Below are 22,115 nucleotides of genomic sequence, written 5' to 3'. Positions count from 1 at the left end.
TCCCTGTAGGAGCGGGTTTACCCGCGAAGCGCCGGGCACCGATTTCCAAAGGCCCAAGGAACTGCTGCCATGAACCTGTCACTCTATCTGCTCACCGTCCTGATCTGGGGCACCACCTGGATCGCCCTGAAACTCCAGCTAGGCGTGGTCGCGATCCCGGTGTCGATCGTCTACCGCTTCGCCCTGGCTGGCCTGATCCTGTTTGCTTTCCTGTTGTTGACCCGTCGGCTGCAACCCATGAACCGCCGGGGCCACCAGATCTGCCTGGCCCAGGGCCTGTGCCTGTTCTGCGTCAACTTCATCTGCTTCCTCAGCGCCAGCCAGTGGATCGCCAGCGGCCTGATCGCGGTGGTGTTCTCAACCGCCACACTGTGGAACGCGCTTAACGCCCGAATTTTCTTCGGCCAGAAAATCGCCACCAATGTACTTGCCGGTGGTGCCTTGGGCCTGCTTGGCCTGGGCCTGCTGTTCTGGCCGGAGCTCTCGCATCACGCAGCCAGCCGCGAAACCCTGTACGGCCTTGGCTTGGCCCTGTTGGGCACGCTGTGCTTCTCGGCCGGCAACATGCTGTCGAGCATGCAGCAGAAGGCCGGGCTCAAGCCGATGACTACCAATGCCTGGGGCATGGTCTATGGGGCGGTGATGCTGGCGGTGTTCTGTGTGGTCAGCGGCGTGCCGTTCAGCATGGAGTGGAATGCGCGCTACATCGGTTCGCTGCTGTACCTGGTGGTGCCGGGGTCGGTGATTGCCTTCACTGCCTACCTGACCCTAGTCGGGCGTATGGGGCCGGAGCGGGCAGCTTACTGCACGGTACTGTTCCCCTTGGTGGCGTTGAATGTGTCGGCGGTGGCAGAGGGTTACCAGTGGACGGCGCCGGCCTTGCTCGGCTTGGTGGCGGTGATGGCGGGGAATGTGCTGGTGTTTCGCAAGCCCCGGGCCAGGGGGGCTGAGGGTGTTGTGGTCGCCAAATAGGTGATGGGTTGCCTGGGCCGGCCCTTTCGCGGGTAAACCCGCTCCTACAGGGCAGTGCACACCGTTTGTAGGAGCGGGTTTACCCGCGAAGAGGCCAGCACAGGCACTCCAAAACGGTCAGCTCTTCCACACCTGCGGGTTCACCAGGTCCCGCGGCCGCTCGCCCAGCAGCGCCGCACGCAGGTTGTCGATCGCCCGGTTGGCCATGGCCTCACGGGTCTCGGCAGTGGCCGAGCCAATGTGCGGCAAGGTCAGCGCGTTGGGCAGCTTGAACAGCGGCGAATCGCTCAGTGGTTCTTTCTCGTACACGTCCAGGCCTGCGCCGCGAATGGTGCCGTCCTGTAGCGCCTCGATCAGCGCTGCTTCATCCACCACCGGCCCACGGGCAATGTTGATCAGGAACGCACTCGGCTTCATCAGCTTCAGCTCTCGGCTGCTGATCAGTTTGCGGGTGGCTTCGGACAATGGCACCACGATGACCACGAAGTCGGCTTCGGCCAGCAACTGATCCAGGCTGCGGAACTGCGCGCCCAGCTCCTGCTCCAGCGCGGTCTTGCGGCTGTTGCCGCTGTACAGGATCGGCATGTTGAAGCCGAAGCGGCCACGGCGTGCCACTGCTGCACCAATGTTGCCCATGCCGACAATACCCAGGGTCTTGCCATGCACATCACTGCCGAAGTGGGCCGGGCCTACGGTGGCCTGCCAGTTGCCGGCCTTGGTCCAGGCATCCAGCTCGGCGGTGCGGCGGGCGCAGCCCATGATCAGCGAGAAGCCCAGGTCGGCGGTGCTTTCGGTCAGCACGTCAGGCGTGTTGGTCAGTGCGATGCCGCGCTCGTTGAAGTAGTCGAGGTCGTAGTTGTCATAGCCGACCGACACGCTGGACACCACCTCCAGCCTGGCCGCACCCTCAAGCTGGACGCGGCCGAGCTTGCGGCCAACGCCAATCAGGCCATGGGCTTCGGGCAGGGCTTCGTTGAACTGGGCGCTGATGTCGCCGAGCTTGGGGTTGGGCAGGATCACGTTGAAGTCTTGCTGCAGGCGTTCGGCCATGGCCGGGGTGATTCGGCTGAAGGCCAGGACGGTCTTTTTCATCGGGCAACTTCTCTGCAAGGCGGGGTTGGGCTGTGCTGGCCCCTTCGCGGGCAAGCCCGCACCTGCAGGGGGCGCGGTGCCTTGCAGGTGCGGGCTTGCCCGCGAAAGGGGCGGAACAGGCGAAATCAATGGTTAGCAACCTACCATTGTCCGCCCCCGCAATGCAGCAGCTTTTTAGTTGGCGATCAGCACCTGATGGGTTTTCAGGTCTGCCTCATGCGCGGCAAGAATCTCTGGCAGCGAGTTGCGCAGGTACTCTACCCAGGTCTTGATCTTGGCATCCAGATACTGCCGCGATGGATAGATGGCATACAGGTTCAGCTCCTGCAGGCGATATTCGGGCAGCACCCTTACCAGGCTACCGTCCCGCAGGCCCTCGATAGCCGAATAGATCGGCAGCACGCCTACGCCCATGCCACTGCGGATCGCAGTCTTCATGGCATCGGCGGTGTTCACCATGAACGGCGAACTGGTGATGTTGACCATCTCTTGGCCTTCCGGGCCATCGAACAGCCATTTCTCCAGCGGTATGACCGGGCTGACCATGCGCAGGCAGGCGTGCTTGAGTAGGTCGGCAGGCTTGTGCGCCACGCCATGCTGGGCGATGTAGGCGGGCGAGGCACAGACAATGCTGTAGGTGATGCCCAGGCGCTGCGAAACGAACCCTGAGTCGGGCAGTTCGGTGGCCAGCACGATGGAGACGTCGTAACCCTCGTCGAGCAGGTCGGGCACGCGGTTGGCCATGGTCAGGTCGAAGGTCACGTCCGGGTGCGTTTCGCGGTAGCGGGCGATGGCATCGACCACAAAGTGCTGGCCGACCCCAGTCATCGAATGCACCTTCAACTGCCCGGCCGGGCGCGCATGGGCGTCGCTGGCTTCGGCCTCGGCTTCTTCGACGTAGGTAAGAATCTGTTCGCAACGCATCAGGTAGCGCTTGCCGGCTTCGGTCAGTGCAATGCGGCGGGTGGTACGGTTGAGCAGCCTTGTTTGCAGATGGGCTTCCAGGTTGGAGACCGCCCGCGACACGTTCGCGGTGGTCGTATCCAGTTGCGCCGCAGCGGCAGTGAAGCTGCCTAATTGGGCTACGCAACTGAAAGCACGCATGTTTTGCAGGGTGTCCATGGGTCACTCTCGAGGTAGAGGACAAAATTGTGTCACGAAGTAACCTAGAAAAGAGAAAAAGTTGCCTTCGACCAAAGGCGGATTATCGCCGTTTTGGTAACAAAGATTCGCAGGAATCTGCGCTTATCGCCAGTGCTGCCGCCCCCTAGAATTGCTCGGCCTCTTCACTTCTTCCTCGGGAAATCGCAGCTGTGCCGCGTCGCATCATCAGAACGCTCAAGGCGTTCAGTGCCTGTGCCCTTGCCCTCACCTTGAGTGGCTGTATCGGAACCTGGGGCATCGCCCCGCAAAGCAAGACGCTGCAAGCCAATACCTTGACCACCGACGCGGCCATTCGCGAAGCCGCGACCGACGCTCACTGGCCCGACCAGCAGTGGTGGCGCGCTTATGGTGACCCACAGCTGGACCGCTGGGTTACCCTGGCCGTTGCCGGTAGCCCAAGCCTGGCCATGGCCGCAGCGCGGGTGCGCGAAGCCAAGGCCATGGCTGGCGTGGTCGAGTCGGCTGAAAAGCTCCAGGCCAACGGCCAAGCTACGCTCAAGCGCCACAACTGGCCGGAAGATCAGTTCTATGGCCCTGGCGCGCTGTCCGGTGCCAACACCTGGGACAACAACGCTGCCATCGGCTTTAGCTACGCCCTCGACTTGTGGGGCCGTGAACGCAATGCCAGCGAGCAGGCCGTGGACCAGGCGCACATGAGCGTGGCCGAAGCCCGCCAGGCGCAACTGGAGTTGCAGAACAATGTGGTGCGTGCCTACATCCAGCTCAGCCTGCATTTTGCCCAGCGCGATATCGTCAAGGCCGAACTGGAACAGCAGGAGCAGATCCTGGCCCTGGCCAAGCGTCGCCTGGATGCCGGTATCGGCACGCATTTCGAAGTCAGCCAGGCCGAAGCGCCGCTGCCGGAAACCCACCGTCAGCTCGACAGCCTCGACGAAGAAATTGCCCTGACCCGCAACCAGCTGGCCGCACTGGCCGGCAAGGGCCCGGGGGAAGGCGCGCAGTTGCAGCGCCCGGCCCTGGCCTTGGCCGCGCCGCTGAAACTGCCTTCGAACCTGCCCGCCGAACTGGTTGGCCAGCGGCCTGATGTGGTTGCCAGCCGCTGGCAGGTGGCTGCCCAGGCGCGTGGCATCGACGTCGCTCACGCCGGCTTCTTCCCCAACGTCGACCTGGTCGGCAGCCTGGGCTTCATGGCCACCGGCGGTGGCCCGCTGGAATTCCTGACCGGGCGCAAGTTCAACTACAACGTCGGCCCGGCCATCAGCTTGCCGATCTTTGACGGTGGGCGCCTGCGCTCGCAGTTGGGGGTGGCCTCGGCCGGTTACGACGTAGCCGTGGCGCGCTACAACCAGACGGTGGTCGGCGCACTGAAGAACATCTCCGACCAGTTGATCCGTCGCGAGTCGATGAAAGAGCAGTCGCACTTCGCGGCAGAATCGGTCGCCGCCGCGCAGAAAACCTATGACATTGCCATGGTCGCGTTCCAGCGTGGCCTCACCGACTATCTGAACGTGCTCAACGCCCAGACCTTGCTGTTCCGCCAGCAGCAGGTGCAGCAGCAGGTGCAGGCCGCCCGCCTGATTGCCCATGCCGAGCTGGTCACCGCCCTGGGTGGTGGCCTGCAGGCCGGTCAGGATGCGCCGAAAGAGGAACGCCAGGCAGCGCCGAAGACCCCGGCCACCCTGGCCATTTTCGACAAGAAGCCGGATAACGCTGAATGAGCACTTCCAGTTTGCCCGTGCGCTGGCTGCAAAGCCTGGAATGGCGCCGGGGCTTCTTTGCCTGGGCGCGCACCGACGGCGTGACCTGGGTGTACATCTTCAAGGTGCTGGCCGCCGCGTTCATTACCTTGTGGTTGGCCATGCGCCTGGAGCTGCCGCAACCGCGCACGGCCATGATCACCGTGTTCATCGTCATGCAGCCGCAAAGCGGGCATGTGTTCGCCAAGAGCTTCTACCGGGTGCTGGGCACCCTGGCCGGCTCGGCGATGATGGTGGCGCTGATCGCCATCTTCCCGCAGAACACCGAGCTGTTTCTGCCCAGCCTGGCCCTGTGGGTGGGCCTGTGCTCAGCCGGTGCCATGCGCTACCGCACCTTCCGCGCCTATGGTTTCGTGCTGGCTGGCTACACCGCAGCGATGATCGGCCTGCCGGTGCTGCAACACCCCGACCAGGCGTTCATGGCAGCGGTATGGCGGGCGCTGGAAATCGCCCTGGGTATTCTGGTGTCGACCTTCGTCAGTGCCGCGATCCTGCCGCAGTCGGCCAGTGCCGCAATGCGTAACGCCCTGTACCAGCGCTTTGGCGTGTTTGCCGGGGTGGTGGTGGAGGCCCTGCGTGGTGATAGCCAAAAGGACCGCTTCGAGAGCAGCAACGTGCGCTTCGTGGCAGAAGCAGTAGGCCTTGAGAGCCTGCGCAACGTCACCGCTTTCGAAGACCCGCACATGCGCCGTCGCAGTGGCCGGCTGGTGCGCATGAACAGCGAGTTCATGGCCATCACCACGCGCTTCAATGCCTTGCACCGCTTGCTGGAGCGCCTGCGTGCCCGTGGCCCGCTGCAGATCGTCAGTGCCATCGAACCGGGCCTGAACACCTTGGTGGAGTTGCTGCAGCCCTATGTGGGCCGGGCGTTGACTGACGCCGATGCGCTGCGCCTGACCCTGGAGCTGGCCGCCTACAAGGAAGGCCTGCAGGCCCAGGTGCGGGGGCTGCGGGCTGAGTACCTGGCAACGGACCCCAGCGAGTCCGACCTGCTTGATTTCCATACCGCGTTCGAACTGCTGTACCGCTTCGTAGACGAGATGTTGAGCTACGCCGAAACCCATGCCTCGCTGGCCGCGCACAAGCACGAACGCGAGCAGTGGGATGAGCCCTACGTGGCGCAGACCAGCTGGCTAGTATCGCTGGCGGCCGGTGTGCGGGCCTCGGCAGTGCTGTTGCTGCTGGGCAGTTACTGGCTGCTCAGCGATTGGCCCAGCGGTGCCATGATGACCCTGATCGCCACGGTCACCGTATGCCTTTCGGCAGCGTCACCCAACCCTAAGCGCATGTCGTTCCAGATGGCTTGCGGCACGGCCATCGGCGCTTTTGTCGGCTTCTTCGAAACCTTCTTCGTGTTCCCCTGGATCGACGGTTTTCCGCTGCTGTGCATGGTACTGGCGCCCGTGTTCATGCTGGGCGCGTTTCTTTCGTCGCGCCCTGCCTATGCCGGTTATGGCATCGGCCTACTGGTGTTCTTCGCGATTGGCTCGGTGCCGAACAACCTCACCGTTTATGACCCGTACACCTTCATAAACGACTACATCGGCATGGTGATTGGCATGTTCGTCTGTGCCGCCGCCGGGGCGATCATCCTGCCGCCCAACAGCCGCTGGCTGTGGAGCCGCCTTGAGCAGGCGTTGCGCGAGCAGGTGCTGTTCGCCATCAGCGGCCGCCTGCGCGGTCTGGGCTCGGCCTTCGAAAGCCGCACCCGCGACCTGCTGCACCAGGCCTATGGCCTGGCGGCCGGCAAGCCGCAGGTGCAGAGCCAGCTGATGGGCTGGATGTTCACCGTGCTGGAGATCGGCCACGCCGTCATCGAGCTGCGCAAGGAGCAAGCACGCGCCCCGGTGCACCCGGCCTATGCCGAGTCGCAGCCGTGGCGCCAGGCAATCCGTGTCATGGGCCGTGCACTGACCCGGCTGTTCCTGCAGCCCAGCGCCAGCAACCACGAACGCGCACTGGTGGCAGTGGACCACGCCATCTCCCGCGTGCAGGCCACCGACGAGCCATTCGCCCGGCACTTCGACACCTCGGTGCTGCGCCGCGTGCAAAGCTACCTGCACTTCATCCGTACTTCCCTGCTGGACCCACAGTCGCCACTGGCACCGGCGAAAGGACTGCACCATGCCCCGTGAGATCGCCTTCCATGGCGTGTACATGCCCACCATGACCTTGATGTTCCTGTTTGCCCTGGGCCTGGCCTGGGGCCTGGACCGGTTCATTGCCAGCCATGATGGCTACCGCTTCTTCTGGCACCCGGCGCTGCTGCGCCTGAGCCTGTTCGTCTGCTTGTTCGGCGCCATGGCGCTGTCTGTCTACTGGTGAGAATCCTTCGATGAAAAAGTTCTTCAGCCTGATCGCCACCCTGCTGGTGCTGGTCGCTGCCGTGGCCATCGGTCGCCAGTTGTGGCTGCACTACATGACCACGCCATGGACCCGTGATGGCCGTGTGCGTGCCGACATCATCAACGTCGCTGCCGACGTGCCCGGCTACGTGGTGGATGTACCGGTCAAGGACAACCAGCGGGTGAAGAAGGGCGACCTGCTGATCCAGATCGACCCTGAGCACTATCAGTTGGCGGTCGACCAGGCCAAGGCGCTGGTCGCTTCGCGCAAGGCCACCTGGGAAATGCGCAAGGTCAATGCCAAGCGCCGTGCCGACATGGACAACCTGGTGATCTCCAAGGAGAACCGCGACGACGCCAGCAACATCGCCAACTCCGCCCAGGCTGACTACCAGCAGGCCCTGGCCGAACTGGCTGCTGCCGAACTGAACCTCAAGCGCACCCACATCGTGGCCACGGTGGACGGCTACGTGACCAACCTGAATATCCACAAGGGCGACTATGCGCGTACCGGCGAAGCAGTGATGGCGGTGGTCGACGAGAATTCGTTCTGGGTTTACGGGTTCTTCGAGGAGACCAAGCTGCCGCATGTGAAGGTGGGGGACCAGGCCGAATTGCAGATGATGAGCGGCGAGCGCCTCAATGGGCATGTGGAGAGCATTGCCCGCGGCATCTACGACCGTGACAACCCACAGAGCCGCGAGCTGATCGCCGACGTGAACCCGACCTTCAACTGGGTGCGGCTGGCACAGCGGGTGCCGGTGCGCATTCACATCGATGACGTGCCGGAAGGGTTTTTGCTGGCGGCGGGGACGACCTGTACTGTGGTGGTGAAGCCGAGTTCGCCTTGAGATGCAGGTCGCCAGGCTGATCGAGCGCCGCCCGCGCGGTGCTCGATCCTACCGGCGACACATCCCTCAGTTCATGCACTCGCCGGTCCCACCAACACCGGCACTTTGACCCGATCAATCACCTTCGCGCTGATCGAGGGGTCGAGCAACCGCCCCAGCCGCGACAGGTGTCGGTGGCCCATGATGATCAGCTCGCAGCGCAGTTCCTGCGCTTTGGCGATAATCGCTTCAACCGGCAGCCCGGCCACCATGCAGCCCTGGCTGGCGAAGCCGGCTTGCTGCAGTTCGCGCACGGCCTCGGCTACGGCGTGGTCGGCATGTTGCTGTTCCACGCAGGCGGCGGGGTATTCTTCCAGTTCCTCGGCGGTGTAGGGCGCGGGTTGCTCGTGCACCGCGAAGGTGGAATCGATGGCCAGCAGCACGTGCAGTTCGTGCTCGCCCGGGCGGCAGTAGCGGCGGGCGAGGGTAAGCAGGGCGGCGGATGCGGGGGAGGCGTCGATGGCGATCAGGACGGGGCTGGGCATGCGGGATCCTTGATGTATTTGGGGGCTTGGGCGGCCTTTTCGCGGGTAAACCCGCTCCTACAGGCCAACGCAACACCTGAACCAAGGAGCCGGTTTACCTGCGAAAGGACCGAACCTGCCATGCAGCATTTTTGACCTAATCCTTCCCTGAATAAATGGCGCACCACGCACAAGCGCATTGCGTCCGGTGCAATCCATCAACCTGATACCATCGCATTCCCCACAGCTGTAACGGAAAACGGCCATGCAACTTCCGGACATGAACCTGCTTGTCGCCCTCGATGCCTTGCTCGACGAGGGCAGCGTGGTTGGCGCGGCGCAACGCATGAACCTGAGCCCGGCAGCCATGAGCCGGACCTTGGGGCGTATCCGTGAAGCACTGGGTGACCCGATCCTGGTGCGGGCCGGCCGTGGCCTGGTGCCGACGCCGCGTGCACTGGCCCTGCGCGAGCAGGTGCATGGCCTGGTGGAGCAGGCCGGGCAGGTATTTCGCAGTCGCGACGATGTCGACCTGGTGAACCTGGACCGTGCCTTCAACATCCGCACCAATGACCTGTTCATCGCCCTTTATGGGGCTCAGTTGTTGCGCATGATGCTGGCCCAGGCACCGCATACGGTGCTGCGTTTTGTGCCGGAGGGCAGCGGCGACGATGATGCGGTGCTGCGCAATGGGCAAATCGACTTGATCATCAGCTCAGCCATTGAACTGGGCCCCGAAATCAAGGTTCAGAGCCTGTTCAACACCTACTTCGTGGGCTTGGCGCGGGAAGGGCACCCGGTTTTCGATGACGAGATAACCCCTGAGCGCTTCGCCGCCTACCCGCACATCAGCGTGTCACGCCGTGGCCGCGCCAATGGGCCTATCGACGTGGCGCTGGCCAATTACAAGGTGGAGCGCCGGGTGGCCCTGATCACGACGAGTTTTCACTCCGCGATGTTTTCGCTGCCGGACTCAGACCTGATCTTGCCGATACCCGCCAATATCCTGAACAGTGTGAACCGGCTGAAACTGCCATTGCGGTCTTTCGAGATCCCCGTGCCACTGGAAAAGGTCAACGTCATGCAGGCGTGGCACCCGCGGTTCGATAATGACCCGGCCCATCGCTGGCTGCGGCAGACGTTGAAAGCGTGCGGCAGGATGGACCCTTAAGGCGTGTGGCACGTGCGCATCCGCTACCCGATTGCGTTTGACGCAATATAAAACTGCCGACAAGTCAGTTTTCGTAAGCATTCGACCTTCTTAGACTTGCTCCAGTCGCAAATTTGTTGCCGGAGATGTCTGTCCATGAGTTCCCTGTCCGTCCCGTCTGCCGCCACTGCCGCCGCCCTCGCGCCGGCTGCCCCCGCGCAGGCTGCGTTCGGCCTGCAGGTCGTGGTCGGGTTGTTCGGTGTGTTGCTGGCTGTGCTTTGCGCCGGCCTCAACGAGTCGGTAACCAAGATTTCCCTGGCCGATATCCGCGGCGCCATGGGCATCGGAGCCGACGAAGGGGCCTGGCTGCTGGCGGCATACAGCGCCGCTTCGGTATCGGCCATGGCTTTCGCGCCGTGGCTGGCCACGACCTTCTCGCTGCGGCGCTTCACCATGAGCGCTGTCGGCCTGTTCGCCGTGCTTGGCTTGCTGCAACCTTTCGCCCCCAACCTGCACAGCTTGATGTTGCTGCGCATACTGCAGGGCTTTGCCGCTGGCGCGTTACCGCCGATGCTGATGAGCGTGGCCCTGCGCTTTTTGCCGCCAGGCATCAAGGTCTATGGCTTGGCCTGCTACGCCCTGACCGCCACCTTTGGCCCCAACCTCGGCACGCCACTGGCGGGGCTATGGACCGAATACGTCGGTTGGCAATGGGCGTTCTGGCAGATCATCCTGCCCTCGCTGCTGGCCATTTTCTGCGTAGGCTGGGGGCTGCCGCAGGACCCGCTGCGCCTGGAGCGTTTCAAACAGTTCGACTGGCGGGGCGTACTGCTGGGCCTGCCCGCCATCAGTTGCACTGTGCTGGGCCTGTCGCTGGGCGACCGCTGGGGTTGGTTCGATTCGCCGCTGATCTGCTGGCTGCTGGGCGGTGGCCTGCTGTTGCTGGTGTTGTTCATGTACAACGAGTGGTCCGAGCCGTTGCCATTCTTCCAGTTGCGCTTGTTGCAGCGGCGCAACTTGAGTTTCGCCCTGGTGACCCTGGCCGGTGTACTGGTCGTGCTCTCGGGTGTGGGCAGCATCCCGTCGGCCTACCTTGCGCAGATCCAGGGCTACCGCCCGGCGCAGACCAGCCCGTTGATGATGCTGGTGGCCATGCCGCAACTGATCGCCCTGCCGCTGACAGCAGCACTGTGCAACATCCGCGCAGTGGACTGCCGCTGGGTGCTGGGCATTGGCCTGGCGATGCTGGCGGCGTCCTGTGTTGGCAGCAGCCTGCTGACCAGCGAGTGGATCCGTGGCGACTTCTACCCGTTCTACCTGCTGCAGGTGTTCGGCCAGCCGATGGCAGTGCTGCCGTTGCTGATGCTGTCCACCAATGGCATGACCCCGCAGGAAGGCCCGTTCGCCTCCAGCTGGTTCAACACCGTCAAGGGCCTGGCCGCCGTGATCGCCGGTGGCCTGCTGGAGGTTCTTGGCACCCTGCGCCGGCATTTTCATTCCAATCACCTGGTAGACAGCTTGGGCAACGCCCCGTTGATCGACGGTAACGCTGCTGGCTTGGCCAAGCGTATTCACGACCAGGCGCAGGTATTGACCTCGGCCGACCTCTATCTGGTGCTGGCCTGTATCGCCGTGGCCCTGATCTGCCTGATTCCTTTCGTGCCTACCCGGGTCTATCCGCCGCGTGCGGTGGCTTGAACCCTGGATGATGTCGAGAACTATTGAAATGACCAACAACCGCAAAACCCTTTTTATCGGCTCGGTGCTGGCCGTTGCCGTCCTGGCCGGCATCGTCGGCCCCTGGATCTTTGGCAGCGACCACCGCCAGAGCACCAATGACGCCTATGTGACCGCTGACTACACCGTGGTCGCGCCCAAAGTCACCGGTTTCATCAAGCAAGTGCTGGTGGAAGACAATCAGCAGGTCACGGCTGGCCAGTTGCTGGCGACCATCGACGCCCGTGACTACCAGGCCGCGCTGGATGCTGCGCAGGCGCAGTTGCTGGTAGCCCAGGCACAAAGCGCCGATGCCCGCGCCACGCTTGAACGCCAGGATGCGCTGATTGCCCAGGCCGAAGCGGCAGTGAAGGCGGCCCAGGCTGAGGTGGCGTTCGCCGACCATGAAGTCAAGCGCTACAGCCGCCTTGCCGAGCAGGGCGCGGGTACCGTGCAGAACGCCCAGCAGGCGCGCAGCGCTGTCGATCAAGCCCGAGCTCGCCTGGCCAACGCTCAAGCTGCGCGGGTCGCGGCGCGCAAGCAGGTAGACATCCTCACGGCTCAAGTGGCCAGCGCCGATGGCCAGCTCAAGCGTGCCGAAGCAGGCCTGGAAAAGGCCCAGCTCGATCTGTCCTACACCCGCATCACAGCGCCGGTGGACGGTATGGTCGGCGAACGCGCCCTGCGCGTGGGGGCCTACGTCAACCCGGGTGCCCGCCTGCTGTCGGTGGTGCCGTTGCAGCAGGCCTATGTGGTCGGCAACTTCCAGGAAACCCAGCTGACCCACGTTCAGCCGGGTCAGCCGGTGAGCATCAGCGTCGACACCTTCTCCGGCGAAACGCTGCACGGCCATGTGCAGAGCATTGCCCCGGCTACCGGCGTAACCTTCGCCGCAGTCAAGCCAGACAACGCCACCGGCAACTTCACCAAGGTGGTGCAACGCATTCCGGTCAAGATCGTTCTCGATGATGGCCAGCCACTGCTCACCCGCTTGCGTGTGGGCATGTCGGTAGAAGCAACCATCGACACCCGTGGCGACAAGCTGGACGGCAAAGAGGTGAGCGCGCGATGAAGCCGGGATTACGCTTGAGCCCGTTGCTGCTGGCCGTGCTGCTGGCCGGCTGCACCATGGGCCCGGACTTCCTGCGCCCAGATAGCCAGGCCCCGCAGCAGTGGGCGCCATTGCAAGGCGAGGCGGCAGCCAGCCAGCCGCAGGCCGAACCGCTGGAGCTGCGCTGGTGGGAAACCTTCCACGATGCAAAGCTTAGTGCCTTGATCCAGCGCGTTGCCGAGCGCAACCTCGACTTGCAGATGGCCAGCGCGCGCCTGCTGCAAAGCCGTGCGCTGCGCAGTACCTTGGCTGCCGACGAAGTACCGTCGGTGGACGTGAACGCCGGTTACAGCCGCGCTCGTAACAGCGCCGATGGCTTGAGCGATCCGTCCGGCAGGGCCGGGAAAGAAGCCTTCAACCTCTGGCAGGGTGACCTGGTGGCCGGTTGGGAACTGGACCTGTGGGGCCGTGTGCGGCGTCAGGTCGAGGCTGCCGATGCCACGGTCGAAGTGGCCGAGAATGACCGCCGCGGTGTGCTGGTGGCACTGCTTTCGGAAACCGCCGGCAATTACATCCAGCTGCGTGCCGTGCAACACACCCTCGATGTGACGCAGGACAACCTCAGGGTCGCCCGGCACAGCCTGAAGCTGTCCCAGGACCGCCAGGCCGAAGGTGTTGCCACGCGCCTGGATGTGGCCCAGGCCAGCGCCCAGGTCGCGTCTATCGAGTCGCGCCTGCCAAGCCTGGAAGCGCGGCGTGATGACCTGATCAATGCCCTCAGCCTGCTTGCTGCCGAGCCGCCGCGCAACCTCCAGGCCGAATTGCTGCAAGGCGGCGAGCTGCCCGCGCCGCAGCAGAAGTTTGCCATCGGCTTGCCGTCCGAACTGGCCGAGCGCCGCCCGGACATCCGCCAGGCCGAGGCCCGCCTGCATGCCGCCACCGCCAGCATTGGCGTGGCCAAGGCGGATTTCTACCCGAGCATCCGCCTGTCGGGCAGTGTCGGCTTCCAGGCCATGCAGCTGTCGGATTTCGGTGGCTGGGATTCGCGCCGGTTTGCCTTCGGTCCGCAGTTGTCGCTGCCAGTCTTCGAAGGCGGCCGGCTCAAGGGCACCCTGCAACTGCGCGAGGCGCAACAGCAGGAAGCCGCGCTGAACTATCGAAAGGTAGTGCTGGGGGCCTGGCATGAAATTGACGATGTGCTGCGCCTGTACAACGCCAGTCAGTTGCGCCGTGATCACCTTGCCGAGGCCGTGCGGCAAAACCGTATCGCCCTGGAAACCGCCCAGCGCCAGTATGTGGAAGGGGCGGTGGACTTTCTCAATGTGCTGACGGTGCAAGGCGCGCTGCTGGCCAGCGAGGAGCAATGGATCGACAGCTCGGCAGCGGTGTCGCAGGCGCTGGTGGGGCTGTACAAGGCGCTGGGTGGAGGCTGGCAGGCGTTTGATGGGCCGCCGCAGAATGCTCACGGTTAGAGAGGAGGCATGGATTCTGCGGGGGACAGGCAGCCGAACACTCAGAGCGGGCGCAGCAGGCCAAAGCGCTTGCGCAGTGCCCAGTCCAGCAACCGCCGCGGCAGCAACCGGGCCATCAGCGGCAAGGCGGTACTGCCATTCCCCAGCCGCACCCGTGCTGGCGCCGGCGACTTGCCGACGGCTGCCAGCACGCCTTGGGCAAATACCGCCGCTGAAGTCGGCTTGTCCTGCGATGCCCGCGCCCGCGCCTGCACATGCTCACGCAAAGGCCACCACGGCGAGTCCATCGCCAGCACCAGCTCGGCCTGGCGCTGGGCATTGCTGGCGAACTGCGAGGCTATTGCGCCCGGCTGTACTTCCATCACCTGCACACCGAACGGTGCCAGTTCCAGGCGCAAGGCATCGCTCAGGGCATGCACAGCCGCTTTCGAGGCGCAGTAAGCGCCGGCGAATGGCGTGACCAGCACGCCCGATACACTGCCGATATTCACCACCAGGCCGCGTGAGCGGCGTAGCAGCGGGAACAGTGCCCGGGTAACGCCGACCACGGCGAAAACGTTGGTTTCGAACTGCTGGCGCAGGGCGTCGACGCCACCATCGAGCAGTGGCCCCATGGCGCCGTAGCCGGCGTTGTTGATCAGGATATCGAGGGTTTCCAGTTCCTCTGCCAGGCGGGCCAGCGCCTCGCCGTCGTTTACATCCAGCTGCCGGGCCGTGTAGCCGGCGGCACTCAGTTGTTCGACATCCTCAGGCTTGCGGGCGGTGGCCCAGACATGGTGGCCGGCATCGCGGAAAGCGTCGGCCAGGGCGCGGTCGATGCCGCTGGAACAACCGGTGATCAGGACGGTGGGCATGGTTGGGGCCTGTTGTCATGGAGGAAACACATCAATTGGCAAACGTACCTTGCAGGTGCTCTGCCCGGAACTCCAGGGTCTGCGGCCGATAGCCGGAACGCAGCGGCGGCAATGGCAGGCAGTCTTGCCACTCGGCCCCCGGCTGCAATTCACCTGGCCCTCGGTATCGCGGTGCATTGTAGGTGTTCTCGGCCAGGTTCACGGTATCGCCCGGTGCGTACGCTGCCACGCGCCAGCGCAGTTCGGTCAGCGGCACGTCGTTGCCGTTCTTCATGCGTACCAGCAGGGCACGGTCGGCGGGGCAGTGTTCGGGGGCGTAGGTCAGGCGCAGGGCCAGGTGTGCCAGTCGGCTGCTTTCGCGGCTGTCTTGCCAGACGACGAACGAAGCCACCAGGCCCAGGCCACACACGGCCGCCAGGGAGATGGGGAGAGCCTTGGCTGGGTAACGCAACAACAACACCAGCCAGGTGAGGACCAGCAGGGCACCGATCAGCATCGCGTAATCGCCTCATTCGCGCGCAGGGAGGGCTACAGCCTATCTAAAACCCAGCGGTCAGGTAACCGGTGAGCACCTATGCCAGAAGCCAGACCTGGCATTGCTGCGAGTAGTGGAAAGGGTACATCCATTCTAGATTCCGCCATGCCTATTCAGAAGGAGCAAGGCCATGAGTCAGACAGCGATTGAGCAAAAGCCTGTGCAAGAAATGAAAAAAGCGCCTGCCAAGGGCAAAGTGACGGCAGTCATCAGCCTGGCGGGTCAAAGGGAGGATTTCGTTTCAGAGGGCGTGGACTACGGGAACGCTGAACAATCAGCGTGGTTGTATGCGTACAAGGGGCAGGCCGACGATGCGGACGTCTACATCGACTTCGACCTGGCATTGCAAGGGGGCGTGCGGGATGTCGTTATCGATGATGAGGCGAACCGGGCTCTTGTCCACAAGCGCGGCACAACCTATGGCGGCTATGCGAAATCCGGGCATATCCGGAAACTTGAGATGACCGCCACAAGCATCAGGGCAGAATCCTTCGAATTTGAAGGGGAGGATGATTTGCAGCGACCTTTCAGGGTGGTGGGTGGCCCGTTCGACATCTACGTCATAGCTCCGACCCTTGAATGAGCAGGCTCGCCCCTGGTCAACCCAGGGGCGAGTCAGCATTTACTGCGCGATGGTCTTCACCGAAACGCCGCGCTCGATGGGGGTGGAGGTGCGCCCGTACACATCCTCGAAGCGTTCGATGTCATCTTCGCCCAGGTAGCTGCCGGACTGCACTTCGATGATCTCCAGCGGGATCTTGCCCGGGTTACGCAAACGGTGCACCGAAGCGATCGGGATATAGGTCGACTGGTTTTCGGTCAGCAGGAACACATTCTCGTCGCAGGTCACCTCGGCGGTACCGGACACCACGATCCAGTGCTCGGCGCGGTGATGGTGCATCTGCAGCGACAGGCTGGCGCCCGGCTTGACGGTGATGTGCTTGACCTGGAAGCGGCCGCCCATGTCCACCGAGTCGTACGAGCCCCACGGGCGATACACTTCCAGGTGGTTCTGGGTTTCCGTGCGGCCCTGTTCGTCGAGGGTCTTGACCATCTGCTTGACGCCTTGGACCTTGTCCTTGTGGGCAATCATCATGGCATCCTTGGTCTCGACCACCACGATGTTCTCCAGGCCGATCACCGACACCAGTTTGCCGTTGCCGTGGATCATGCAGTTGTGGCTGTCTTGCACCACCACGTCGCCTTTGGTGACGTTGCCGTTGTCGTCTTTCTCGTGCACTTCCCACAGCGACGACCAGCAGCCGACGTCGCTCCAGCCGGCCGACATCGGCACCACGCAGGCACGCTGGGTCTTTTCCATTACCGCGTAGTCGATGGAGTTGTCCGGGCAGCAGGCGAAGGTGGCTTCGTCGATGCTCAGCACATCGCCGTCTTCCTCGCTACGCTCCAGGGCCAGCACGCAAGTGTCGTAGATGTCGACATCGTGCTTTTTCAGTTCCTCAAGGAAGCGGCTGGCGCGGAACAGGAACATGCCGCTGTTCCAGAAATAGCCACCGGCCTGGACGAACTCGGCGGCGCGTTTTTCATCGGGCTTCTCGACGAACTGCGCAACCCGCGCCACGCCCTCGGGCAGCAGCGCGTCCTGGCTGGAGCGGATGTAGCCATAGCCGGTTTCCGGCTTGGTCGCCGGCACGCCGAACAGCACCATCTCGCCACGCTCGGCGGCCACGGTGGCCAAGGCCAGTGCACGTTGCAGGGCCTTCTGGTCATCGATCACATGATCGGCAGGCAGCACCAGCATCAGCTCGTCGCGGCCTTCGTTGACCAGCTTCATGGCAGCCATGGCCACGGCCGGCGCGGTGTTGCGGCCGAACGGTTCCATGAGGATGCCCTGGGTTTCCAGCTTCAGTGCGGCCAGCTGCTCCTGGACGATGAACTTGTGGTCCTTGTTACAGACCACGATCGGGGTGTCCATGCCCTCGAATACAAGGCGCTCGATGGTTTGCTGGAACAGCGTGTGTTCACCGGTCAGGGCCAGGAACTGTTTGGGGAACTGTTTGCGCGACAGAGGCCACAGACGGGAACCGCTACCACCAGAAAGAATTACCGGGATCATCATGTTTCTCCAATAGTCGTTGAGAGGCAGGGGAATCAGTTGCTAGCCACGGGGCGAGTTACCCACACCGGCGACAAGGCGTTGCCGGAACCCGTTACGTACAGCACTGCGGCTTCGCCGCGCTCCAGGGCGACGGGTTTTACGTCACCCACTTTCTTGTCTCCTTGGTACAGCGCCAGGTTGACTTTGACCGGGTTGATTTCACGTTCGCCACGGCCGTTGGCGGCCACTGGTTTGACCACTTCGGTCTTGCCGTCTGCGGTTTTCAGGGTCAGTTGCTGGTCGCTCAGGTTCTGTACGCGCACCAGAGCTTTCTGCTTGTTCTTGAACGGTGGTTCTTCGATCAGTTTCGGGTTGCCGTTGTTGCTGTTGACCAGCGTGTAGTACTTGTCCGAGGCCAGCTTGACCGGCACGCTCTTGCCGCCGACCTGGGCGGTGTAGTCGCCACCTGGCAGGAAGCTGAAGTCGCTGCTGGCCTGGGCACCAACCTGTTTGATCTGGGTGTTGCCGACCGATGCTGCGGCCGGTGCACTGGTGGCGTTGTACAGGCGTACGAAGGTCGAGCCTTTCGGCGCGCTAGGGCCATAAAGCGCGGCGTCGGCACCGGCAAAGGCCTGCATCGAGGCAAGGGAAAGGCCGGCCGCGAGGGTGAGGGCTTTGGCAATGGAAGTCTTGGTAGTCATGTGCGTTTCCTCTCTATCAGTCAGTGGTCTGTCCGGGTGGACGACAAGGCCAGGTTTTGTTCGGATTTACGGGAGTTTTTCAGCTGCGCGATCCACTGCGGATCGAAGCTGCTGAGGTCGTTTTTCATTGGCAGATAACGTTCGGGGAATTCCCACACCACCACTTGTGGTGCGGCGTTTTTGAAGGCATCGCTTTGCAGGTACTTGAGCATCGGCAGCAGTGGGCCATGGCCGTCTTCGGCGTAGTTGGCGACGTCACTGCGCAGGGCCTGCTGCAGCGCGCCGAGGAAGTTCCAGTGCGGGTTGGCGCTGTAGCTGGTGCCTACCAGTGCAACCGGGATCTGCTTGTCGGCGAACAACGCGTCGCCGGCGTCACCCTCGGTGTCGACTGGGCGAGTGGTGCGTTGCTGCAGGTTGTCCGGGGTCGGCAGCAGGTTGCTGAACAACGGGTCCAGTGGCAGGAAGTTGGTCAGGTCGCCTTTGTAGGGGGCGGTGTTGCCGGCTTCGGTGATGAAGGCTTGTGGGGCGCCGTTGAGCAGGCTCTGGCGGCTGACCGCTTCGGCCAGTGTTTGCGCCGCCACTTCGGCACCCATAGGCGTCCAGTGGGTATCGGTACGCAGGAACACCTGGCCACGGGCCTTGGCCTGCTCCATCGGTGCCATCAGGTCCGGTGCGAACACGTTGGCCTGGCGTGCCTGGGCATGGAACTGGTTATACAGGTCGTCATGCAGGCTGGCAGGCTGCTCTTTGCCCAGGTACTCGGCGTAGACCCGCGCCTTGGCCGGCACGATCGCCAGCACCAGCTGGCTACCGTGTTGCTGCAGGGTGTCGCGTACGCCACGGATCAGGGCCAGGTTTTCCTGCATCAATTGCTCGGCACCGGCGGTGGGCTTGAACTCTTCGTCGCTGAACAACCACTGGTCGCGGCCCAGTACCACACCCGGGCGGCCTTCGTTGAACAGCTTGAAGTCCATTGCCGCCCACAGGTTGGTGCCCAGGCGCTTGATCGGGAATTCGGCGTCGTAGTGGGTCTCGGCGGCTTTGGCCAGCTTGCCGTTGAGCAGGGTCATCTGCTCGGTGCGCTGGAAATTCTGCAGGCCACCGGTGGACCAGGCGCCCATGCCGACCAGCAGGCCGAGGAACGACAGGGAGTAGGTGATGCGTAATGTCCGGGTCATGGTCATCAACCTCAGAACTGGAAGTAAAGGAACGGCGAGTAGCTTTGTGCCGAAAGCTTGAGGATCGAGGCGACGAACAGCAGCAGGATCAGTGCGCGGGTCATCACCCGGGTCCAGTCCAGGCCTATCGAGCCGTCAGCGTTGACCTGCACCGGGGTCGCCGTGGGCGTCGGTCTGGCATTGCGGTAGAAGTCACGCAGGCCGAAGAACGCCAGGGTGAGGTAGGCGATGACCAGGGTGGCCACCTGCAGACCGGTGAGCTGGGCACGGTTGAGCTCCGACAGCTGCCAGTCGCCGAAGCTGAACATGGCGCCGTACATGCGGGCGGCCACATGCAGGTTTTCGGCGCGGAAGATCACCCAGCCGACCACCACCAACAGGAAGGTGAAGGCCCACTTCACTGGGTTGAAGCGCTGCGGGTTGGTGTCGATGCCCAGCGCGCGCTCGATGGCCAGCCACATGCCGTGCCACGCGCCCCAGATGATGTAGGTGAAGTTCGCACCGTGCCACAGGCCGCCCAGCAGCATGGTCAGGAACAGGTTTCGGTAGGTATTGAAGGTGCCTTTGCGGTTGCCGCCCAAGGTGATGTACAGGTAGTCGCGCAGCCAGGTCGACAGGCTGATATGCCAGCGCCGCCAGAACTCGGTGATCGACTGGCTGATATAGGGCTGCTTGAAGTTTTCCATGAAACGGAAGCCCATCATCAGGCCCAGGCCGATAGCCATGTCGCTGTAGCCGCTGAAGTCGAAGTACAGCTGCGCGGTGTAGGCCAGGGCGCCGAGCCAGGCATCACCGGTGGTGGGGTTTTGCAGGGCGAAGCAGTGATCGGCGACCACGGCCAGGGTGTCGGCGATGAACACTTTCTTGATGAAGCCCTGCATGAAACGGGTGCAGCCTTCGGAAAACTTGTCCAGGGTGTGGGTACGGTTGTTGAACTGGTCGACCAGGTCCTTGAAACGCAGCACGGGGCCTGCGATCAGGTGCGGGAAGATCGCCACGAAGGCTGCGAAGTCGATCAGGTTGCGGGTAGCTGGGGTGTCGCCGCGGTATACGTCGATGATGTAGCTGATCGACTCGAAGATGTAGAACGAGATACCGATCGGCAGCAGCACGTGGGTCAGAATGAATGGCTCCAGGCCAAACGACGTCATGATCGCGTTCAGGCTGTCGACGCCGAAGTTGGCGTACTTGAAGTAGCCGAGGATCGCCAGGTCGACACCCACGCCGAGCAGCAGCCAGCGCTGTGCCGGCTTGGTGCGCACACCGGCGGCACCGACTTTCAGGCCGATCCAGTAGTTCCACAGGGTGACCCCGGCGAACAGTGCCAAAAAATCCACCCGCCACCAGGCATAGAAGATGTAGCTGGCGATCAGCAGCAGCAGGTTGCGATAACGTTGCCCGCTCAAGTAGTACAGGCCGAGGAAGATCGGCAAGAACAGGAACAGGAACACGTTGGACGAGAAGACCATCCCGGTTCTCCTAATTTGTTCACAGCATCCAGGGCAAAGCGCCCCCCAAACCCCCCACAAAAAGGTGGGAGATACCTAGTCCCCTGTAGGAGCGGGTTCACCCGCGAAAGGGCCGGGCCTGCCATCTGCGGTGCCCTGTGCCGGCCTCTTCGCGGGTAAACCCGCTCCTACAGGGATGGTGTTACTTTTTACGCTCTGCACTCGGGTCGTAGACCCGGGTCAGGTCGCCGCCCAGCCGGAAGCTGTTGAACGGCTGCATGTCGTGCTTGCGCTCAAGTGTGTCGCCAACGCAGTGGTACAGCGCACACCAGGGCTCGAGCCAGGAATACTTGCTGTCGACCTTGAGGTCGGTCATGTCCTGTTTCTTGCCCGCGCGCGCCTTGAAGTGGCTGGGATCGCGGGCGCCGGCCAGCACGCCTTCACCCAGGCGCTGCAAGGCGAAGTTGTTCTCGGCGCGCAGGTCGACGCCATTGGCCTGGGCGAAGCTGGCAATCATCGCCAGCGGCGGCAAGGCGTAGTTGTGATAGGCCAGCGCGCGCTGCTTGCGCTTGATTTCGTTGGGCAGGAAGCCCTGGTCATCCACCTGGTTGGCGCCCACCTTGTATTCCTTCACGGCCCAGTCGAACAGGTCGCGCCGGTCGGTGGCGACGGCGGTAGCCATGACCGACCAGGCCGCCCAGTAGCTGTGGTTGTTGATCTTCTCCAGCGGCAGGTTGCTCCAGTCACGCACAGTCTGCTCGGCCAGGCGGGTAAGCCATTTTTCGATCAGGTCGGCCTCGGCCTGGTGTGCGGCCAGCGGCTGCGAGTTGGAGAATTTCAGGCGCAGCCACGAACCGCTCATGCTGCCCAGCGCCCATTTGCGCATCGACTTGCCGGTATGGTTGTAGTCGGTGGACAGCAATGCACCGGCGCGTGCCCAGGTGCCCAGCCACGTCAGGGTGCAGTCGAGTTGCGCCGGGCGGCCGTCGCGCATGTACTGGCCGACCATCTTGCTCACGCCTTTCTCAAGCGTGGTGATGTCTTCGGTCGACTTGCGGAAGGCTTTTTCCGAGGCCACGTTGAGCGTTGCCCGTGCCTTGTCCGAGCCTTCGTACTTGCTGCGAAACTGCAGCGCACCGGTGTATGGCTTGGGCGCCGCTTCGCAGCGGAAATTGCCATCGCCGGTCTTGAGTTTTTCGATCCCCTCGTAGTAACCCTGCGGCGGTACCAGCGCGGCGTGCGCGGCACCGCCAAACAAGGCCAACGCGAGCAGGGCGGGGCTGGAAATACGCTTGATGATGGTCAT

Annotated in this window: 20 protein-coding genes; 10 read left to right on the top strand and 10 right to left on the bottom strand. The window is 63.3% G+C overall.

What is annotated here, in order from left to right:
* Positions 1–69: 69 nt before the first annotated feature.
* Complete coding sequence (locus AC3B5Q_RS21615; RefSeq protein WP_021784095.1) at positions 70–972, top strand: DMT family transporter; 903 nt, start codon at positions 70–72, stop codon at positions 970–972.
* Positions 973–1,089: 117 nt separating this feature from the next.
* Here AC3B5Q_RS21615 and AC3B5Q_RS21610 read toward each other — a convergent pair whose 3' ends face one another.
* A complete protein-coding gene (locus AC3B5Q_RS21610; RefSeq protein WP_021784096.1) occupies positions 1,090–2,064 on the bottom strand; it encodes a 2-hydroxyacid dehydrogenase in 975 nt (324 codons plus the stop codon).
* Between the two features lie 174 nt (positions 2,065–2,238).
* Positions 2,239–3,186: a LysR family transcriptional regulator gene (locus AC3B5Q_RS21605; RefSeq protein WP_003251712.1), complete on the bottom strand. Its 948-nt coding sequence runs from the start codon at positions 3,184–3,186 to the stop codon at positions 2,239–2,241.
* A gap of 191 nt (positions 3,187–3,377) precedes the next feature.
* On the opposite strand from AC3B5Q_RS21605, the gene AC3B5Q_RS21600 reads away from it, so the two are divergent.
* Genes AC3B5Q_RS21600 through AC3B5Q_RS21585 form a run of 4 tightly spaced genes read left to right on the top strand, consistent with a single transcriptional unit; the run spans position 3,378 to position 8,142 of the window.
* On the top strand, positions 3,378–4,907 hold the full coding sequence (locus AC3B5Q_RS21600; protein WP_488392734.1) for an efflux transporter outer membrane subunit: 1,530 nt from the start codon (positions 3,378–3,380) through the stop codon (positions 4,905–4,907).
* The gene (locus AC3B5Q_RS21595; protein WP_021784098.1) at positions 4,904–7,081 is read left to right on the top strand and encodes an FUSC family protein; all 2,178 of its coding nucleotides are present in this window, start codon (positions 4,904–4,906) and stop codon (positions 7,079–7,081) included. The genes AC3B5Q_RS21600 and AC3B5Q_RS21595 overlap by 4 nt, the downstream gene beginning before the upstream one ends.
* Complete coding sequence (locus AC3B5Q_RS21590; RefSeq protein ID WP_003251718.1) at positions 7,071–7,271, top strand: DUF1656 domain-containing protein; 201 nt, start codon at positions 7,071–7,073, stop codon at positions 7,269–7,271. Before AC3B5Q_RS21595 ends, AC3B5Q_RS21590 begins: the two co-directional genes overlap by 11 nt.
* A 10-nt stretch (positions 7,272–7,281) precedes the next feature.
* Complete coding sequence (locus tag AC3B5Q_RS21585; protein ID WP_021784099.1) at positions 7,282–8,142, top strand: efflux RND transporter periplasmic adaptor subunit; 861 nt, start codon at positions 7,282–7,284, stop codon at positions 8,140–8,142.
* A gap of 71 nt (positions 8,143–8,213) precedes the next feature.
* On the opposite strand, the gene AC3B5Q_RS21580 is transcribed toward AC3B5Q_RS21585, so the two are convergent.
* The gene (locus AC3B5Q_RS21580) at positions 8,214–8,666 is read right to left on the bottom strand and encodes a universal stress protein (protein ID WP_101196239.1); all 453 of its coding nucleotides are present in this window, start codon (positions 8,664–8,666) and stop codon (positions 8,214–8,216) included.
* A gap of 244 nt (positions 8,667–8,910) precedes the next feature.
* Here AC3B5Q_RS21580 and AC3B5Q_RS21575 point away from each other — a divergent pair, with 244 nt between their 5' ends.
* The 4 genes from AC3B5Q_RS21575 (at position 8,911) to AC3B5Q_RS21560 (ending at position 14,034) form a co-directional block, all read left to right on the top strand.
* The gene (locus AC3B5Q_RS21575; RefSeq protein WP_003251728.1) at positions 8,911–9,816 is read left to right on the top strand and encodes a LysR family transcriptional regulator; all 906 of its coding nucleotides are present in this window, start codon (positions 8,911–8,913) and stop codon (positions 9,814–9,816) included.
* A gap of 135 nt (positions 9,817–9,951) precedes the next feature.
* Positions 9,952–11,493, top strand: a complete 1,542-nt coding sequence (locus AC3B5Q_RS21570; RefSeq protein ID WP_021784101.1) for an MFS transporter — start codon at positions 9,952–9,954, stop codon at positions 11,491–11,493.
* 28 nt (positions 11,494–11,521) lie between these two features.
* The gene (locus AC3B5Q_RS21565; RefSeq protein ID WP_021784102.1) at positions 11,522–12,583 is read left to right on the top strand and encodes an HlyD family secretion protein; all 1,062 of its coding nucleotides are present in this window, start codon (positions 11,522–11,524) and stop codon (positions 12,581–12,583) included.
* On the top strand, positions 12,580–14,034 hold the full coding sequence (locus AC3B5Q_RS21560) for an efflux transporter outer membrane subunit (protein ID WP_103463052.1): 1,455 nt from the start codon (positions 12,580–12,582) through the stop codon (positions 14,032–14,034). Before AC3B5Q_RS21565 ends, AC3B5Q_RS21560 begins: the two co-directional genes overlap by 4 nt.
* A 41-nt stretch (positions 14,035–14,075) precedes the next feature.
* Here the strand turns inward: AC3B5Q_RS21560 and AC3B5Q_RS21555 are convergent, their stop codons facing one another.
* Positions 14,076–14,888: an SDR family oxidoreductase gene (locus AC3B5Q_RS21555; protein WP_488392733.1), complete on the bottom strand. Its 813-nt coding sequence runs from the start codon at positions 14,886–14,888 to the stop codon at positions 14,076–14,078.
* Positions 14,889–14,919: 31 nt separating this feature from the next.
* Positions 14,920–15,384, bottom strand: a complete 465-nt coding sequence (locus AC3B5Q_RS21550; protein WP_021784105.1) for a hypothetical protein — start codon at positions 15,382–15,384, stop codon at positions 14,920–14,922.
* 169 nt (positions 15,385–15,553) lie between these two features.
* Between AC3B5Q_RS21550 and AC3B5Q_RS21545 the strand changes: the two genes are divergently transcribed.
* Positions 15,554–16,006: a hypothetical protein gene (locus tag AC3B5Q_RS21545; protein WP_274118867.1), complete on the top strand. Its 453-nt coding sequence runs from the start codon at positions 15,554–15,556 to the stop codon at positions 16,004–16,006.
* A gap of 39 nt (positions 16,007–16,045) precedes the next feature.
* Here AC3B5Q_RS21545 and AC3B5Q_RS21540 read toward each other — a convergent pair whose 3' ends face one another.
* From AC3B5Q_RS21540 to AC3B5Q_RS21520, 5 genes are all read right to left on the bottom strand, one after another.
* Positions 16,046–17,500 carry a mannose-1-phosphate guanylyltransferase/mannose-6-phosphate isomerase gene (locus AC3B5Q_RS21540; protein WP_028697479.1) on the bottom strand — a complete coding sequence of 485 codons (1,455 nt, stop codon included), beginning with the start codon at positions 17,498–17,500 and terminating at the stop codon, positions 16,046–16,048.
* A gap of 35 nt (positions 17,501–17,535) precedes the next feature.
* Positions 17,536–18,183, bottom strand: a complete 648-nt coding sequence (locus AC3B5Q_RS21535; protein ID WP_021784108.1) for an alginate O-acetyltransferase AlgF — start codon at positions 18,181–18,183, stop codon at positions 17,536–17,538.
* A gap of 20 nt (positions 18,184–18,203) precedes the next feature.
* On the bottom strand, positions 18,204–19,361 hold the full coding sequence (locus AC3B5Q_RS21530) for an alginate O-acetyltransferase (RefSeq protein WP_021784109.1): 1,158 nt from the start codon (positions 19,359–19,361) through the stop codon (positions 18,204–18,206).
* Between the two features lie 11 nt (positions 19,362–19,372).
* The gene (locus AC3B5Q_RS21525; RefSeq protein WP_084852069.1) at positions 19,373–20,830 is read right to left on the bottom strand and encodes an MBOAT family O-acyltransferase; all 1,458 of its coding nucleotides are present in this window, start codon (positions 20,828–20,830) and stop codon (positions 19,373–19,375) included.
* A gap of 181 nt (positions 20,831–21,011) precedes the next feature.
* Positions 21,012–22,115 (bottom strand): mannuronate-specific alginate lyase, encoded by a 1,104-nt coding sequence (locus tag AC3B5Q_RS21520; RefSeq protein ID WP_021784111.1) that lies wholly within the window; start codon positions 22,113–22,115, stop codon positions 21,012–21,014.

It is taken from the genome of Pseudomonas sp. D5(2026), assembly GCF_057766845.1.
Note: the sequence above shows the minus strand (reverse complement) of the source record. Positions and strands in the feature narration are given on the sequence as shown.